Origin of the sequence: Streptomyces prunicolor, from assembly GCF_045162825.1 — a bacterium.
GTDB lineage: Bacteria > Actinomycetota > Actinomycetes > Streptomycetales > Streptomycetaceae > Streptomyces > Streptomyces prunicolor.
On the sequence record NZ_CP108676.1, the window covers coordinates 4793120 to 4808645 of the forward strand.

Genomic DNA, 15526 nt, shown 5'->3' on the forward strand with positions numbered 1-15526 from the left:
ATCACCCCCGTCGGCGCGCGTCGCCGAGCGTCACCGGGCATCCGTCACCCGCCGTCAGCCACCGTCAGCCACCGTCAGCCGCCGAAGATGTTCAGCTCGGCCGGTTCCGCGCCGGCCAGCTCGTATCCGGTGCCGGCCGGCACCGGGCGTCCCGAGTACAGGCGTACGAGCGTGGGCGCGTCGCCGATGTAGCGCGCCGGGGTCAGCTCGCCCGACAGGTCGCCCAGGCGCAGCGGATCGTCCAGATCGTCGAGGTCGGCGTGCAGAGGCCGGTGGTTTTTCTGACGGGTCACGAGGCCGAGAAGGGTGAGAGCGGACCCCAGCCCCGCGCCACCGTAGGCGCCGGGAACCCCGAGGACGTCCCGTACGTCACCGGCGTGCACCCTCTCCCACTGCCCAAAAGGCGTGGGGGGACCCCCAGCCGAGCGCGACCACGTCCAGTGCGCCGCCCGCGCGGGCGGCGCACTGGACGTGGTCATGCCCCGCTCCAGTTCGTCGACGACCTGCGCGTTCGTCCAGTCGGCCCGCTCCGCGATGTCCCGGTCGTTGGCGGCCTGCGAGAACACGCCCTCCTCGAACCGCCGCTCCACCACCCGCGTCAGCGCGGCCGAGCAGTGCGCGAGCACATCCCGCACGGTCCAGCCCGGACACGCGAGGGTCGCCAGCGCGAAGTCCGCGTCGGGGCGGGAGCGCAGGAGCGGGATCAGCGCGTCGCACTCGGCGGTCAGGAGGCGACCGGGGAGTTCGGGGTCACATACGTCGTGTGCTGTGTCGGCGTAAGTCATGCGTTCCACGCCAGGGGCGCGGGCGGGGGAGGAAAATAAGGGGCATGGCCGATCTCGACGCCCTCCGCGCCCGCTGGACCCGCGCCCTCGAAGGCGCCCGCACATCTACCGACGGCCCAGACCCGTCGCCGTACGCCGAGAACCTCCTCGCCCGCTGGCAGGAGCCGCAACGGCACTACCACACGCTCACGCACCTCACCTCGGTCCTCGACCACGTCGACGTGCTGGAGAAGCACGCCGAGGATCCGGACGTCGTACGGCTCGCGGCCTGGTTCCACGACGCGGTGTATCTGCCGGACCGTTCCGAGAACGAGGAGCGGTCCGCGCGGCTCGCGGAGCGGGCGCTGGCAGAGGCGGGTGTGCCGGAGGACCGGGTCGTGGAAGTCGCCCGGTTGGTACGGCTCACCGTCACGCACGATCCCGCCGACGACGACCGCGACGGCCAGGTGCTGTGCGACGCGGACCTCGCGATCCTGGCCGCGCCGCCGTCGGCGTACGCGAGCTATACCGCGGCCGTCCGCGAGGAGTACCACTTCGTGCCCAACGACGCCTTCCGGGACGGCCGTTCGGCGATCCTGCGCCAACTGCTCGATCTGCCACGGCTGTTCAGGACGCCGTACGGGGCCGCGGAATGGGAGGCGACGGCGCGCTACAACCTGGCGGCGGAGCTGGAGCTGCTGGCTTCGGCAGGCCCAAGTGGCGAGTGAGGAAGGCGGAGAGGGCCTGGCGGAGGGCGTCCTGACCGGCTGAACTGCGCACGGCGTGACCGTCGTTGGGGAGGACCAGCTCCTCGACCTCTCCGCCCGCCGCGCGGCGAGCCCCTACGAACGCCTCGATGCCGGCCGCGTCGACGCGCGGGTCGTGCGCGCCGCGTACGACCAACGCCGGTCCGCGCATATCCGTGACGCGGTGCAGCGGCGACCGCTGCCTCAACTCCCCCTCCGACAACCGACTCCAGCCGATCTGCTTGTCCCACAGGGCCCGCATCCGGCGCCAGTACGGCCCGTCCGCCCAGTCGGAGGAGGCGAGGTCGACGAGTGGGTTCACGGCGACGGCGCAGCGGAAACGGGGGTCGGTGAGGGCGAGCAGGGAGGCGTAGCCGCCGTAGGAACCGCCGTACGCGGCGATCCGCTCCGGATCGCACAGCCCCCGCTCGACGACGGCGTCCACCGCGTCGTACAGGTCCTGCTGCATCTGGGCGCCCCACTCGCCGTCGCCGAGATCGCGGAAGGCGCGCCCATAGCCGCTGGAACCGCGGTAGTTGACGCGCAGGACTGCCAGGCCGGCGGTCGCGAGCCGAGTCGCCTCGGGGTCATGGCGCCAGCGGTCGCGGGCCCACGGTCCGCCGTGGATACGGAGGATGAGGGGCGGCGGGGCTACGGCGGCCGGGGGCAGGGTCAGGTAGGCGGTGAGGGGGTGGCCGTCGGAGGCGGTGAGGGTGAGAGTAAGGGTGAGGGCGGTGGTGCGGGGGCCTTCGGCGGGCGGCTTCTCAGGTTCTTCCGGTTCCTTCGGTTCTTCCGGTTCCTTCGGTTCCTTCGGCTGGAGTACTACGGCCGTCCCCTCCTCTCGGTCGTAGACGTAGTGGCGTGGTGGGCGGGCCGGGTCGTGGGCGGCGAGGAGCCAGCGGGTGTCGGCGGTGTCGTGGCCGAGGAGTTCGAGGTCGCCGGGGATGTGGGTGGCGGCGCGGGCGAGGTCGCGGGCGTAGGCGGGGTCGGCGCAGGTGTGGTGGCGGTGGGCCGCGTGGTGGAGGGCGGCGCGGGGGGTGCCGTCCGGGGCGAGCCAGGCGGTGGTGATGTCGTACGGGGGTGGCGCGGCGAGGAGGGTGCGGGGGGTGCCTCCGGTGCGGGGGGTGCCTCCGGTGCCGGTGTGGACGGCGGCTATCCGGACGGCGTCGGCCTGGTACGCGGTCAGCAGCAGTACCTCGCCGGTGGACGGGTGGATGCCGAGGAGGCGGGTGTCCGGGGCGTCGTCGAGGGGGAGGTCGAGGAGCGGCTGCCAGTCGTGGCCGTCCGTCGTGGTGAGCAGGCGGAGGGTGCCGTCGGGGAGGCCCACGAGGCAGGCGCGGCAGGCGAGTTGGGCGTCGAAGGCCCAGTCTCGGGTGCCGGGTGGGCAGTGGGCGAGTTGGTGGGCGGGGGCGGAGGCGTGGGCGTGGGCGTGGGCAGGGGCCAGGGGGAGGTACCAGGGGTGGAGTGCGTGGTCGCCTCGGCGGCGGACGGCTGTGGCCATGGCGTGCGGGTGGGTGGGCGAGGTCCAGATGCCGCGTACCTGGAGGGTGTTCTCGGGGGCCAGGGGCAGGGCCGTGCCGTCCGTGAGGCGCAGGGCGTGCGGGGTGAAGCGTTCGCGGCCGGTCGTTTCCGTGATGAGCAGCAAGTGGGCGTTGTCCGGGGCCCATTGGAGAGCGTGGAGGGAGCCGGGGGGTAGGGGGAGCAGGGCACGTATGTCACCGGTGGCGGGCGTGGTGACGGTGACGGTGCCGGCGGCGTCGACGTACGCCACGGAACGCCCGTCCGGGGAGAGGGTGGGGACGGGGGTGGTCATGGGCGCCGCCTAGGAGCTCGGGGGGTTCTGTTTTGGGGCGGGTGCGGGTTCGTTGTGGCTGATCGCGCAGTTCCCCGCGCCCCTGGGGGTGGGGGGTGGGCTGGGTTTTGAAGGGGCGCGGGGCTGTGTCCACGGGCCGCCCTTCTGAACGAGCCGCGTGTTACGAAGGGGCGCGGGGAACTGCGCGACAAGCCACGACGCACCCGCAGCCAACCCGAAACAGAATCCCCCAGGGGGCGCGAGGAACTGCGCGACCAGCCACGACGGACCCGCAGCCGCCCCTCGAACGTGGACCCCCGAGCTCCTGGGCGAACACGACAGCGCGGCGTACTCATGCCCTCGCCCCCGGCCCCAGCATCTGCCGAACCGCCCACTCCGTCACCGCCGCCCGGACCACCCAGTACCCCAACACCCCACCGAACGCCCCCGTCAGCCCCCACCCCACCCGCACCGCCACCCACGCCAACGGAAGTTGGACCACCCAGGACGCCACCGTGTTGGCGACCATGTCCGCCCGGGTGTTCCGCAGGGCGCGCAGCGCGGCCGTGTTGCTCACGGTCACGGCGACGAGCGGGAGACTCGCGGCGACCAGCAGGGTCGCGTCCACGGCGGCGGAGACGACGGCCGGGTCGCCGGTGAACAGGCGCAGGACGGGGCGTACGGCGACCGCGAGCCCACCCGCCGCCACAGTCAGCGCGCCGGTGACGAGGACACGGTTCGCCCGCCAGTGGTCCCGGACGGCATCCGGACAACCCCCGCCCGCCGCCCGGGACATGAGAACCCCGGCCGCCCCCGAGAAGGCGTTGGACAGCATGAAGACGAGGAGCACCAGCTGGAACACCACACGGGAGGCGGCCAGTTCGGTGAGCGACAGCAGTCCGATCGCCGCGAAGAAGGCGAAGGACGCGAGGTAGTCCACCGCCATGGACACCATCGCGGGCCACGCCAACTCCCAGCTCGCACGCGCCGATTGCCGGTCCCAAGACGTCGTACGCCAGGTGCCCAGCCAGTCCCACAGGCCCGCCCGACGTAGGAGTACTACTTGGAGGGCGCCCGCGCAGAGGAGGGAGAGGGTGACTCCCAGGCCGTTCCCGGCGGCGCCCAGCGCGGGCAGCGGGCCGATGCCGTAGATCAACGCCCAGCTCACCAACAGGTTCACGGGCATGGCGACGCAGTTGGTGAGGAGCGTGAGCCGGGTTCTTTTCGCCGCCTGGAGGGTGATCGTGCCGACGGCGGAGAGTACGGCCAGCGGCAACCCGGGCGCGCGGGCCCGGAGATAGGCCGCACCGGCCGCGACGGCCGCCGGGTCGTGCACGGTGAGGGCGACCAGGGGACGGGCAGCGAAGACCAACACCAAGGCGGCCAGCACCGCCAGCGCGCCCACCGGGCGCAGCGACGCGTGCAACGCCCTTACCGCAGCGGGCCGTTCACCCGCGCCCAGGTGCCGGGCACACAGCACCTGGTAGCCCGTGACCCCGGCCAGCAACACCCCAAGTGCCAGTTCTACGACCACGATCGCTCCGGCGACCCCCGCCAGCGCCGTCGAGCTGTAGTGCCCGGTGAGCGCGAGGCTGATGAGGTCGCCGGCCCGGGAGACGGAGGTCGCGAGGACGGCGGGGAGCGCCAACTCCAGGAGTGGGCGGGCCTGTTGGCGTAGCCGGCCGCCCCGGGAGACGGGCTCCACCGCGTCCGGTGCGGTGCTCATTTCACGGTGCTCATTTCACGCGCGTCCGGGTGCCGTGCCGGGGATCGGGGCCCATGGTCAGCGTGTAAATGGTCGCCTGGCGGACGGGGTCCAGGCCCAGCAGCTCCTCGATCAGCCCGTCCCGTACCGCCGGGGTGACCAACGTGCCCAGCCCATGCGTGTCGGCGAGCAGGAGGAGGCGCTGCGCCAGGTGACCGGACTCGATGTACAGGTTGCGCAGGGCGCGTTCGTGCCGGTAGCGGAACTGGTACTGCTCGAAGTCCGCGACCATGACCAGCGTGAACCCGGCGGTCAGCGGCCAGGGCGAGCCGTAGAACACCTCCCGCATGGCGCCCCGGTGGTCGCCGGGGCGGATCTCGGTCAACTCCGGTTCGGCGGGGGCCAGATCGAGGTGCCAGACGCCGGGGTCGATGCCGTCGACGTTGTACGTCAGGACGTAGAAGTCGAAGGCCGTACCGAAGGACCGGAGCAGTTCCCTGGGGTCGTCCTCGCCGGTGCGGCGCTGGTTGGCGGCGACCGTGGCGAGGCCGGTGCGCAGGATCTGGGAGAGCGCGCCGGCGGGGGTGGGCCGGGGTAGGTAACTGCGCACCGAGCGACGGGTCAGCAGGGCTGTGCCGAGGCTGCGGTCGGGGTCTCCCGGCACCGGCTCGGGCAGCGGTACGCGGCGGCCGTCCGGGCGTATGCGGGGCGGGAGTCGGTCACCGCCGCCGTATCCGGAGAGCACCTCGCGGCGGGTGTCGACGGCGTCGGGGCCGGAGTCGGCGTACGGGAGGTCGCGGGAGAGGAGGTGGTATTCGAGGGACGGGCGCCAGCGCCGCCGGTGCCAGAACTCCACCAGTTCCTCGGCGGGTTGGGGCGCGGCCCCGGCACCGGCCAGCCAGGAGGCGAGGGCACCGGTCCCCTCCGGCGGGGCGCCCGCGGCGATCGTACGGGCCAGGGTGCGCCGGTCGACGTACCCGCGGCGGCGGCCCGCCAGGTCCTGGACGTGCACACCGTCCCGCGGACTGAGCCCGCCGCCGATGCGCAGCATGGGTGGGAGGGCGGACGCGTTGGACATGGGGCTGCTCCTTTCAAGTCCTTGCGGGAGGGGGTGGGGTGGGACAACTGGGCTGCGCGGCAAGGGAGTCAGGGGATCAGAAGAGGGCGTCAGCCCAGAGCCACCGTTGCGATCAGGCCCTCCGTCAAGCCGTCCACGCCGATCATCCGCTCGACCCCGGACTCCAGGTCGCCGTACGCGGGGAAGGCCGGGATGCCGAAGCCCTCGGCGAGTTGGGTCACGGTGGAGGCGATGTGGCCGACGTCCATGTGGATGCTGCGGTAGGTGCGGGGCTCGCGGTAGCGCCACATGTTGCGGCGGAACACGGAGGTCAGGACGAGCAGGCAGCGCACGTCGAAGGCGGGGCGGGTGGTGCTGGCCCGGAAGACGCGGCGGAACTCCTCGGAGTCCGGGTCCGGGGCGGGGACGGGCAGCCGCACCAGCGCGTGCAGTCCGCCGTGCACGTGGTACCAGCCGGGTTCGACGCCGTCGACGTCGAGGACGGCGAGATAGCCCTCGGTGGGATGGCGTCGGCCGCCGGACGGGCTGGTGCGGGTGAGGTAGTCGGCGGAGCCGGGGGCACGGCTGCGGGTCGTCTCGACGATGCCGAGGGCGAGCGCGGCGATCGTGAGGAGTTCGGGCCGGTCGAGGTGGCGGGTGCGGCCCGCGTCCGTGCCGACGGGCATGGGGGCGAGGTCCGGGGAGAGTTCGGGGAGCGGTATCCGTTCCGCCGAAGCGGGCTCCTTGAAACGGTCGTCGTCGATTCCCTCGTCCCGGTACCGGTGAATTCGCTCCCGGTCTACCGCTATTCCCTTGCTGTAATCGACCCCGGGGAAATCATGCGCGGCGAGATGATATTCGGCCGCCATGCGCCAGCCTTTCTCCTCCCACCGCCGGAACACCTCCTGCCCCCACTGGTAGCGCGAGGTGTCGAGGTAGGAGTCGTCGACGATGAGGTCGGCCTTCTCCATCGCGGCGACGACGGCCTCGGCGCGCTCGGGCGGTACGCCGAGTTCGGCGGCGGCCTCCTCGGCCAGCAGCCGCCGTTCCCGCGGTCGGCCCGCGAGGACGAGCACGGCCGCCTCCTGCGCGCCCAGTTTGAAGGATCGCCTGGTCAGCAGGTCGTCGGCGATCCACTGGCCGGCCGCGCCCGGTCGGGGCGTCAGCCGGATGAACTCACTCGCCCGTACGGACTCACTCGCTGGTACGGACTCACTCGCTGGTACAGACACGGTCACCCCTGGACTGGGGCTCCGGCGCCCGGGGAAACGCATCCCCCGGGACACCGGAGCGGGCACAGAATTAGTCGACGTTCGGACCCTGGAGCAGCATGGGCTCGTAGGACTCGACCTCTTCGATCTCGACGATCTCGATGGCCTCGACGATGTTCTCCATGGGAAACCTCCTGGATTTTCGGCACTTTGCCTTTTCGCCACCGGCTGTTCGGCGACAACGAAATGATCACCCGGAAATGAGGGGTCCGGCAAGCGCCCCCTTTCTCCAGCCCTGGAATAACCAGAGAGAATGCAAAGGGGCGGCCATTCGTACTTGTGAGTTACCTTTCGACGGCCATTGAGGGCAGGACCCGAACATCCTTATATGCACCATTTGCCGGTATCCCCCAGCAGGTCGACGCCGGTCCCCGGTGAAGCCAAAGCGCTCGAATGATCAAATCACTGTCACGTGCGGTTGGTGAATGCTTTAACCAAGACGGGCGCCGGACCCGGCCCGTATGCTCGCCGCCATGGGGACCACGGGCGCACACCAGGTGGAAGAGGCCGTCGCGAGCTGTCTCGCGCTGCTGGGGACGGCGACGGACCGGGACTGGGACGGGGTGAAGGCCGGCCGACTGGAGTGGAGTTGCCGGCACACCGCCGAGCACATCGCCGACGATCTCATCTCGTACGCGGGGCAGTTGGCCGGTCGCGCGCAGCACGCGTACGTCCCCTTCGAGCTCTCCCTCGACGACGGCACCGACAACTCCGGTGTCCTGGACGTGATCCGGACGACCGGCGCCCTGCTCGCCGCCGCGATCCGCACCACACCGCGCGAGGTGCGCGCCTTCCACCCGTACCCGTTCCGCAGCGCGGACCGCGAGGGCTTCGCCGCGATGGGCACCGCCGAGGTGCTGCTGCACACCCACGACATCGCCGAGGGCCTGGGCCTGACGTACCAACCCGCCCCCGAGATCAGCGAGTTCGTGCTCGGCCGGATCTTCCCGCACGTCCGCCCCGGCGCCGACCACTGGCGCACCCTGCTGTGGGCGACCGGCCGCGCCGAACTCCCCGGCCGCGCCCCCGTCACCGACTGGCGCTGGAGCAACAACCTCGTCCACACCACCGACCGCCTCACCCTCCAGGGCATCACCCCCAGGTCCGCCGGCGACCTGGTCGCCGGCGGCGACGGCGGGTTCGAGTGGATCGAGGGCGGCCCCTACCAGGGCACCCGAGAGGCCTCGACCTTCCTGCTGAAGGCCTACGTATCGGGCGTGCACCGCCCGGAGTTCGGCGTGTTCGCCCTGGTCCGCCGTGAGGACGGCCGCGCAGTCGGCGGCATGGGCTTCCACGGCGTCCCCGACGAGGAGGGCCGCACGGAGATCGGCTACGACCTGGCGGAGGGCGCCCGCGGCCAGGGCTACGCGACGGAGGCGCTGCGCGCGCTCTCGGAGTGGGCGCTGGCCCGGGACGACGTACGCACCGTCTTCGCGATGATCGAACGGGACAACCTCGCGTCGCAGGCCGTGGTCACCCGGGCGGGGTTCAAGAAGGTGAGCGAGGAGGACGAGGAGTTCGGTTACGAACTCGGGCGCTGAGCAAGGCCGTTCGGCTTCGGGGTACGAACTCCGTTACTGTGCGCGCCCCTTGGGCCTGCGCAACCCCGCCGCAGTCAGCAGCCGGACCACCTCCCGGCTCCTCACCTCCACCGCGCCGGCGGCCACCATGGCCGCGTAACGATGCGACGGAATGTCGTAGTGATCGCGCTCGAAGGCCCGGCGCGGTACGCCCAACTCCTCGGCGAACAGGTGGAGTTCGTCGTACGAGACATCGCTGACGAGGTGGGACCAGAGGCGTCCGTGCCCCGGCCAGGTCGGCGGGTCGATGTACACGGTCACAGGGAGCCCAGGTTTCCCACGGCCGCGACCTTCACGCCCGCCTGGTGGCAGACCCAGTGCGGGTCGGGTCCGAGCTCCGGTTCGACCTCCAGGGCGTGCGGGTCGCCGGACGCGCAGACCGGGCAGAGCGGCCAGCGCCCGTACGCCTCCAGCAGCGCGTCCTGCACGTCCTGAGCGACCAGCCCGGCGACGTACTCCACGCCCTCCGGCCACTGCTCCACCCACCAGCGCCGCTGCACGATGGACTCCTCCATCATGGACACCACGTCCGCCGCGACGACCTCGCGCGCGGCCAGATCGGCGAGCACGAGGGCGCGGGCGGCGTGCAGCGCCTGCTCCAGGGGGCTTATGGAGACGGGCTCGTCACGGGGGCCGTCGATGGGGTCGTCGTCAGGGGTGCTGTCGGATGATGCCATGCACCCATTGTGCGCACCCTTGACCGGACCACCGTCGCGAAAATATCTTTCAAAGGTGACCCAGGACGTGAAGGAAATTTTCGGAAGCGCCTCAGGGAGTTCCGGGAGTACGCCACCCGCCGCACTCGCCGCCAAGGTGCGCACCCTCGCCCCCTCCATGACCCGTTCCATGCAGCGGGTCGCCGAGACCGTCGCCGCCGACCCGGCGGGCTGCGCGGCCCTCACGGTCACCGGCCTCGCCGAACTCACCGGCACCAGCGAGGCCACGGTCGTCCGCACCTCCCGCATCCTCGGCTACCCCGGGTACCGCGACCTGCGCCTCGCCCTCGCCGGGCTCGCCGCGCAGCAGCAGTCCGGGCGGGCGCCCGCCCTCACCACCGACATAGCCGTCGACGACCCGATCGCCGACGTCGTCGCGAAACTCGCCTACGACGAGCAGCAGACCCTCGCCGACACCGCCGCGGGACTCGACACCGTCCAGCTCGGCGCGGCCGTCACCGCGCTCGCCGGGGCGCGCCGTGTAGATGTGTACGGCGTCGGGGCGTCCGGGCTCGTCGCCCAGGACCTCACCCAGAAGCTGCTCCGCATAGGCCTCATAGCCCACGCCCACAGCGACCCGCATCTCGCCGTCACGAACGCCGTGCAGCTGAAGGCGGGGGATGTGGCCATCGCGATCACCCACTCCGGGTCCACGGGTGACGTCATCGAGCCGTTGCGGGTGGCTTTCGAGCATGGGGCTACGACCGTTGCGATCACCGGGCGGCCGGACGGGGCGGTGACGCAGTACGCCGATCACATCCTCACGACGTCCACCGCTCGGGAGAGTGAGCTTCGGCCGGCGGCGATGTCGTCCCGGACCAGTCAGTTGCTGGTGGTGGACTGTTTGTTCATCGGGGTGGCGCAGCGGACGTATGAGCAGGCGGCACCGGCTTTGTCGGCGTCGTACGAGGCGCTGGCGCATCGGCATAGGCGCTGACGGTTCGTGGTTGTCTGCGGCCCGGTGGGGGCTGAGCGCGCAGTTCCCCGCGCCCCTAAAAGCCCACCTGAACGCCAACTCCCCAGGACCTCCGCACACTTGAAAGCGCCGCCAAGTGCCGTATTTAAGGGGCGCGGGCCCGTGTTGAATTTGCGGCTACCGCCGCGCGGGCGCGACCAGCCCCCACCGGCCGGCAGACAAGAACGAACAGAAAGAGCCGCCGATCCATGACCTCAACGTCCAACCCCCGTGATCTCCGCACCGAGTTGGAGTCACTCACCACCGAAGCCTTCCGCCCCGAGCTCGCCGGTATCGATCAACTCCCCACCCCCGAAATCGCCCGCCTCATGAACGCCGAGGACGCCACGGTCGCCGCCGCAGTCGCACAACGGCTCCCCGAAATCTCCGCCGCGATCGACGCCGTAGCGGAACGAATGGAAAAGGGGGGCCGGCTGATCTACATGGGCGCCGGTACCGCCGGACGCCTCGGCGTACTCGACGCGTCCGAGTGTCCGCCGACCTTCAACACGGACCCTTCCGAGGTCGTCGGCCTGATCGCCGGTGGCCCGGACGCCCTGGTCACGTCGATCGAAGGCGCCGAGGACTCCCGAGAACTGGCCGAGGCCGACCTCGACGCGCTCACGCTGACCCCCGACGACACGGTGGTCGGCATCTCCGCCTCGGGACGCACCCCGTACGCGATCGCAGCCGTAGCGCACGCGCGCCGGCTCGGGGCATTGACCATCGGCCTGTCCTGCAACGCGCACAGCGCCCTCGCCGCAGCCGCCGAACACGGCATCGAAGTCGTCGTAGGTCCCGAACTCCTCACCGGATCAACGAGGTTGAAGGCGGGCACGGCCCAGAAGCTCGTCCTCAACATGCTGTCGACGATCACGATGATCCGGCTGGGCAAGACGTACGGGAACCTGATGGTCGACGTACGCGCGTCGAACGACAAGCTGCGCGCCCGCTCCCGCCGTATCGTCGCGCTCGCCACCGGCGCCGACGACGCGGAGATCGAGCGGGCCCTGTCCGCCACCGACGGCGAGGTGAAGAACGCGATCCTGGTGATCCTCGCCGGGGTCGACGGCCCGACGGCCGCCCGCCTTCTGGAGGAGTCCGGGGGCCGACTGCGCGCGGCGCTGACCGCTGCGGCCGACTGACCAGCACGCTCAGGGGGTGGATACTCCGTACGACACCGCCGCCGCCCTCCTCCCCCTCGTCGGCGGCCCCGCGAACGTCACCTCCGTCGCCCACTGCATGACCCGCCTCCGCCTCGGCCTGACCGACCGGTCGCTGGTCGACGAGGAGGCGCTGCGGGCACTGCCCGGCGTGCTCGGGGTCGTGGCCGACGACACGTACCAGATCGTGCTGGGGCCGGGGGTGGTGGCACGGGTGACCCCGGAGTTCGAGAAGCTGGTGCGTGGTGCCGCCGGTGAACTGGCCGCCCGCGGCGCCGAGTTGAAGGAAGCACAACGGGCGCGCAACGCCACCCCCGGCAAGCTGCTCCTCCGCCGGGTCGCCAACATCTTCGTCCCGCTCATCCCCGCCCTCATCGGCTGCGGAGTCCTCGCCGGCCTCAACGGGCTGCTGATCAACATGGGTTGGCTCCCGGGAGTCACCGGCGCCCTCGCCGTCATCCCCTCCGCGTTTCTCACCCTCATCGCGGTCTTCGTCGGTTACAACACGGCGAAGGAGTTCGGTGGGACACCCGTGCTGGGTGGGGCGGTGGCCGCGGTCGTGGTGTACCCCGGGGTCGCGAAGGTGACCGCCTTCGGGGTCGCCCTCTCCCCCGGCCAGGGCGGGGTGCTCGGCGCACTCGCCGCCGCGCTCCTCGGCACGTACGTCGAGAAGTGGTGCCGCACCTGGGTCCCCGCGACCCTCGACGTCCTGGTCACCCCCACCCTGACGGTCCTGATCGCGGGCCTGGCGACGCTCTACGGCCTCATGTACGCCGCCGGTGAGATCTCCACCGCGATCGGCACGGCCGCGAACTGGCTCCTGTCCACGACCGGCCCCTTCGCGGGCCTGATCCTCGGCGGCCTCTTCCTCCCCCTGGTGATGCTGGGCCTCCACCAGGCCCTCATCCCCATCCACACCACCCTCATCGAACAGCAGGGCTACACCGTCCTGTTGCCCATCCTGGCCATGGCGGGCGCGGGCCAGGTCGGTGCGGCGGTGGCGGTGTACCTCCGTATGCGCCACGACACTTCACTCCGTACGACCATCAAGTCGGCGCTCCCGGCAGGGTTGTTGGGGGTGGGCGAGCCGCTCATCTACGGCGTCTCACTGCCGTTGGGCCGACCGTTCCTGACCGCCTGCGCGGGCGGGGCGGCGGGCGGGGCGTTCGTCGGGTTCTTCGCGATGCTGGGCGACAAGGTGGGGGCGACGGCGATCGGCCCGTCGGGGTGGGCGCTGTTCCCGCTGCTGGCGGGGAGCAGGGGGCTGGGGACGACGGTGGCGATCTACGGGGGCGGGCTGCTGACGGGGTACGGGGTCGGCTTCCTCGCCACGTACGCCTTCGGCCTCACCCGACGGGACCGAGCCACCGATGACCAAGCCGCCGATGACCAAGCTACCGATGACCAAGTCATCCAGGGCCAAGTCGCCTAGCGCAGAACGTAGTTGGTCAGAGATCCATCGCGCGGCTGATGATCTCCTTCATGATCTCGGACGTCCCGCCGTAGATCCGCTGGACGCGCGCGTCGGCGTACCGGCGGCAGATCGGGGACTCCCACAGATAGCCGGAGCCGCCGAACATCTGCAGGCAGTCGTCGACGACCTCGCCCTGCAGCTCGGTGGTGACGAGTTTCGCCTCGGCGGCCTGGTCCGCGGTGAGGAGGCCCTGGTTGTGGGCGAGGACGCAGGTGTCGACGAAGGCCTGGGCGGAGCTGATCCCGGCCCGCATCGCGGCCAGCCGGAAGCGGGTGTCCTGGAATCTCGCCAACGGCCGCCCGAACGCGGTGCGTTGTTTGGTGTGGGCGATGGTCTCGCGCAGTGCCGCCTCCGCCTCGGCCACCGCACCCATCGCGACGACGAGCCGTTCCAGGGCGAACTGCCGCATCAGCAGGGCGAATCCCTGGTCCGGCCCGCCCAGCACATCGGCGTCCGGAACGTACACGTCGTCGAAGAACAGCTCTGCGGTGTCCCAGGTCCGCAGCCCGAGTTTGTCGAGCTTGCGGCCCAGGGTGAAACCGGGGGTCCCGGCGGCCACCAGGAACAGACCGATGGCATGCCCCTCGCCGGTGCGGGCGGCGACGATGACGAGGTCGGCGTTGACGCCGCTGGAGATGAAGGTCTTGGCCCCGTTGAGCAGCCAGCCGTCCCCGTCCGGGGCGCGTACGGCGTGCGTACGGAGGGCAGCCACGTCCGACCCAGTCCCCGGCTCGGTGATCGCGATGGCGAGCACCGTCTCGCCGGAGACCGCGCGGGTGAGGTGCCGGGCCTTCTGGTCCTCGGTGCCGAACTCGGCCAGGTACGGGGCGACGACGCACGAGTGCAGCGGGGCCGCGAAGCCGGACTCACCGGCGTCCGCCAACTCCTCGATCATGATCTGCTCGTAGCGCAGATCGGCCAGACCCAGACCGCCGTACGCGGGATCCGCCCACGGGCAGAGCAGGTTCCGCGCGCCCGCGAGCCGCCAGACGTCCTTCCCTACGATCCCCTCGCGCGCCCAGCCGTCCTGCCTCGGCACGACCTCGTGCTCGATGAAGCCGCGCCAGGCCGTCCGGTACGCCTCATGGGCCTCGTCGAAATATCCGTTTCTGATCACGCCCCGACGGTAGGCGCGCGGCGCGGATGGCCGTCATGACCGCAGCGCTCACGGTCGTTGACCTGCGTGTCCCGTACGATCGGCGCTCATGGCCACGCCTCCCGCGTACAGCGCTCCGACCCGCTCGGTCGCCATCCACCACGTACGGGCCGCCCTGCGCGGAGCCGAGCGGCACGGCGTGGACATCACCCCGCTCCTCGAACAGGCCGCCGTACCACCGGAGTTGCTGGACGTCCCGCTCGCCCGCGTATCACCGCGGCAGTTCGCCCGGCTCACGAAGGCGGTATGGCAGGCCCTCGACGACGAGTTGCAGGGCCTCGGTCCACACCCCCTCAAGGTGGGCACCTTCGCGATGATGTGCCACGCGGTGGTGCACTGCAGCCCCGACCTACGGACCGCGATCAACCGCAGCAGCACCTTCTACGGCCTCTTCCCCGGCGGCCCCCGCTTCCAACTGGAGGAGGGCACTGGCGAGTTGGGACAGCAGGCGGCACTCGTCTTCGACCTCACCGCCTTCGACGACCCCGACCACTACCTCGCCGAGTCCGCCACCGTCGTCGCCCACCGCTTCGCCGGCTGGCTGATCCGCCGCCGGATCGCCCTCACCCGGGTCGAGTTCAGCCACCCGGCACCACCCCACGCGCTCGAATACGACCTCCTCTACGGCGCCCCGTGCACCTTCCGGGCCCCACGCACCGCCCTCGTCTTCGACCGCACCCTGCTCGAACTGCCCGTACTCCAGGATGAGTTGGGGCTGCACGCATTTCTCCGCCGCGCCCCCGGCGACGTACTCGCCCGCCTGGACTACGGCAGCACCACCGCCGCCCAGGTCCGCCGACTCCTCGGGCAGTCGCTGCCGGACCGGATGCCGGACCCCGAGGACATCGCGGCCCGGCTCGCGGTGAGCGCGCAGACCCTGCGGCGGCGGCTGGCGGCGGAGGGAACCTCGTTCCAGCGGATCCGCGATCAGCTGCGGCGCGACGAGGCCATCGCGGCGCTGGCCACAGGCACGGTCTCCATCGAGGACATCTCGCGGCGGCTGGGCTTCTCCGAGCCGAGCGCCTTCCACCGCGCGTTCAAACGCTGGACAGGTTCCGCGCCCCGCTCCTACCAGCCCGGAGACTGAGCCACCTCCCTCCTCCGAACGCCCGGGTCAAGGACCTTGAGCGGCACGGTCACGGCAACC

At 71.3% G+C, this 15526-nt stretch carries 14 protein-coding genes; 6 read left to right on the plus strand and 8 right to left on the minus strand.

Going from position 1 to position 15526, the window contains the following annotated elements; translation table 11 throughout:
• Nucleotides 1–74 precede the first annotated feature (74 nt).
• Complete coding sequence (locus OG588_RS21635) at nucleotides 75–785, minus strand: maleylpyruvate isomerase family mycothiol-dependent enzyme (RefSeq protein WP_405948733.1); 711 nt, start codon at nucleotides 783–785, stop codon at nucleotides 75–77.
• A 44-nt stretch (nucleotides 786–829) separates the two neighbouring features.
• Between OG588_RS21635 and OG588_RS21640 the strand changes: the two genes are divergently transcribed.
• Nucleotides 830–1492, plus strand: coding sequence for a hypothetical protein (locus tag OG588_RS21640; RefSeq protein WP_405948734.1), 663 nt, complete (start codon nucleotides 830–832; stop codon nucleotides 1490–1492).
• Here the strand turns inward: OG588_RS21640 and OG588_RS21645 are convergent.
• From OG588_RS21645 to OG588_RS21660, 4 genes are all read right to left on the minus strand, one after another.
• The gene (locus tag OG588_RS21645; protein ID WP_405948735.1) at nucleotides 1392–3323 is read right to left on the minus strand and encodes an alpha/beta hydrolase family protein; all 1932 of its coding nucleotides are present in this window, start codon (nucleotides 3321–3323) and stop codon (nucleotides 1392–1394) included. The genes OG588_RS21640 and OG588_RS21645 overlap by 101 nt on opposite strands.
• Before the next feature lie 331 nt (nucleotides 3324–3654).
• Entirely contained in the window at nucleotides 3655–5028 is a 1374-nt protein-coding gene (locus OG588_RS21650) for an MATE family efflux transporter (RefSeq protein WP_405948736.1), read from the minus strand.
• A gap of 10 nt (nucleotides 5029–5038) precedes the next feature.
• On the minus strand, nucleotides 5039–6085 hold the full coding sequence (locus OG588_RS21655) for a SagB/ThcOx family dehydrogenase (RefSeq protein WP_405948737.1): 1047 nt from the start codon (nucleotides 6083–6085) through the stop codon (nucleotides 5039–5041).
• A gap of 89 nt (nucleotides 6086–6174) precedes the next feature.
• Nucleotides 6175–7296, minus strand: a complete 1122-nt coding sequence (locus OG588_RS21660; protein WP_405948738.1) for a SagB/ThcOx family dehydrogenase — start codon at nucleotides 7294–7296, stop codon at nucleotides 6175–6177.
• A gap of 512 nt (nucleotides 7297–7808) precedes the next feature.
• Between OG588_RS21660 and OG588_RS21665 the strand changes: the two genes are divergently transcribed.
• Nucleotides 7809–8876, plus strand: coding sequence for a GNAT family N-acetyltransferase (locus OG588_RS21665; protein ID WP_405948739.1), 1068 nt, complete (start codon nucleotides 7809–7811; stop codon nucleotides 8874–8876).
• Nucleotides 8877–8909: 33 nt separating this feature from the next.
• Here the strand turns inward: OG588_RS21665 and OG588_RS21670 are convergent, their stop codons facing one another.
• Nucleotides 8910–9176, minus strand: coding sequence for a DUF4031 domain-containing protein (locus tag OG588_RS21670; protein WP_019057226.1), 267 nt, complete (start codon nucleotides 9174–9176; stop codon nucleotides 8910–8912).
• On the minus strand, nucleotides 9173–9592 hold the full coding sequence (locus OG588_RS21675; protein ID WP_405948740.1) for a hypothetical protein: 420 nt from the start codon (nucleotides 9590–9592) through the stop codon (nucleotides 9173–9175). Before OG588_RS21675 ends, OG588_RS21670 begins: the two co-directional genes overlap by 4 nt.
• A gap of 55 nt (nucleotides 9593–9647) precedes the next feature.
• Here OG588_RS21675 and OG588_RS21680 point away from each other — a divergent pair, with 55 nt between their 5' ends.
• The 3 genes from OG588_RS21680 to OG588_RS21690 all read left to right on the plus strand — a co-directional run bounded on the left by OG588_RS21680 (nucleotide 9648) and on the right by OG588_RS21690 (nucleotide 13181).
• Nucleotides 9648–10568 (plus strand): MurR/RpiR family transcriptional regulator, encoded by a 921-nt coding sequence (locus OG588_RS21680; protein WP_405948741.1) that lies wholly within the window; start codon nucleotides 9648–9650, stop codon nucleotides 10566–10568.
• Between the two features lie 227 nt (nucleotides 10569–10795).
• Nucleotides 10796–11731 (plus strand): N-acetylmuramic acid 6-phosphate etherase, encoded by a 936-nt coding sequence (murQ, locus tag OG588_RS21685; protein WP_405948742.1) that lies wholly within the window; start codon nucleotides 10796–10798, stop codon nucleotides 11729–11731.
• A gap of 16 nt (nucleotides 11732–11747) precedes the next feature.
• Complete coding sequence (locus OG588_RS21690; RefSeq protein WP_405948743.1) at nucleotides 11748–13181, plus strand: PTS transporter subunit EIIC; 1434 nt, start codon at nucleotides 11748–11750, stop codon at nucleotides 13179–13181.
• Between the two features lie 16 nt (nucleotides 13182–13197).
• Here the strand turns inward: OG588_RS21690 and OG588_RS21695 are convergent, their stop codons facing one another.
• Nucleotides 13198–14340 carry an acyl-CoA dehydrogenase family protein gene (locus tag OG588_RS21695; protein ID WP_405948744.1) on the minus strand — a complete coding sequence of 381 codons (1143 nt, stop codon included), beginning with the start codon at nucleotides 14338–14340 and terminating at the stop codon, nucleotides 13198–13200.
• Nucleotides 14341–14428: 88 nt separating this feature from the next.
• Between OG588_RS21695 and OG588_RS21700 the strand changes: the two genes are divergently transcribed.
• Nucleotides 14429–15466 (plus strand): AraC family transcriptional regulator, encoded by a 1038-nt coding sequence (locus OG588_RS21700; protein WP_405948745.1) that lies wholly within the window; start codon nucleotides 14429–14431, stop codon nucleotides 15464–15466.
• The last annotated feature ends 60 nt before the right edge of the window (nucleotides 15467–15526 follow it).

What these genes read in the sequence shown, in the direction of transcription:
- OG588_RS21645 (WP_405948735.1), bottom strand. Translation starts at nt 3,323, where the DNA reads ATGACCACCCCCGTCCCCACCCTCTCCCCGGACGGGCGTTCCGTGGCG.
- OG588_RS21640 (WP_405948734.1), top strand. Translation starts at nt 830, where the DNA reads ATGGCCGATCTCGACGCCCTCCGCGCCCGCTGGACCCGCGCCCTCGAA.
- OG588_RS21675 (WP_405948740.1), bottom strand. Translation starts at nt 9,592, where the DNA reads ATGGCATCATCCGACAGCACCCCTGACGACGACCCCATCGACGGCCCC.
- OG588_RS21650 (WP_405948736.1), bottom strand. Translation starts at nt 5,028, where the DNA reads ATGAGCACCGCACCGGACGCGGTGGAGCCCGTCTCCCGGGGCGGCCGG.
- OG588_RS21635 (WP_405948733.1), bottom strand. Translation starts at nt 785, where the DNA reads ATGACTTACGCCGACACAGCACACGACGTATGTGACCCCGAACTCCCC.
- murQ (WP_405948742.1), top strand. Translation starts at nt 10,796, where the DNA reads ATGACCTCAACGTCCAACCCCCGTGATCTCCGCACCGAGTTGGAGTCA.
- OG588_RS21655 (WP_405948737.1), bottom strand. Translation starts at nt 6,085, where the DNA reads ATGTCCAACGCGTCCGCCCTCCCACCCATGCTGCGCATCGGCGGCGGG.
- OG588_RS21700 (WP_405948745.1), top strand. Translation starts at nt 14,429, where the DNA reads ATGGCCACGCCTCCCGCGTACAGCGCTCCGACCCGCTCGGTCGCCATC.
- OG588_RS21665 (WP_405948739.1), top strand. Translation starts at nt 7,809, where the DNA reads ATGGGGACCACGGGCGCACACCAGGTGGAAGAGGCCGTCGCGAGCTGT.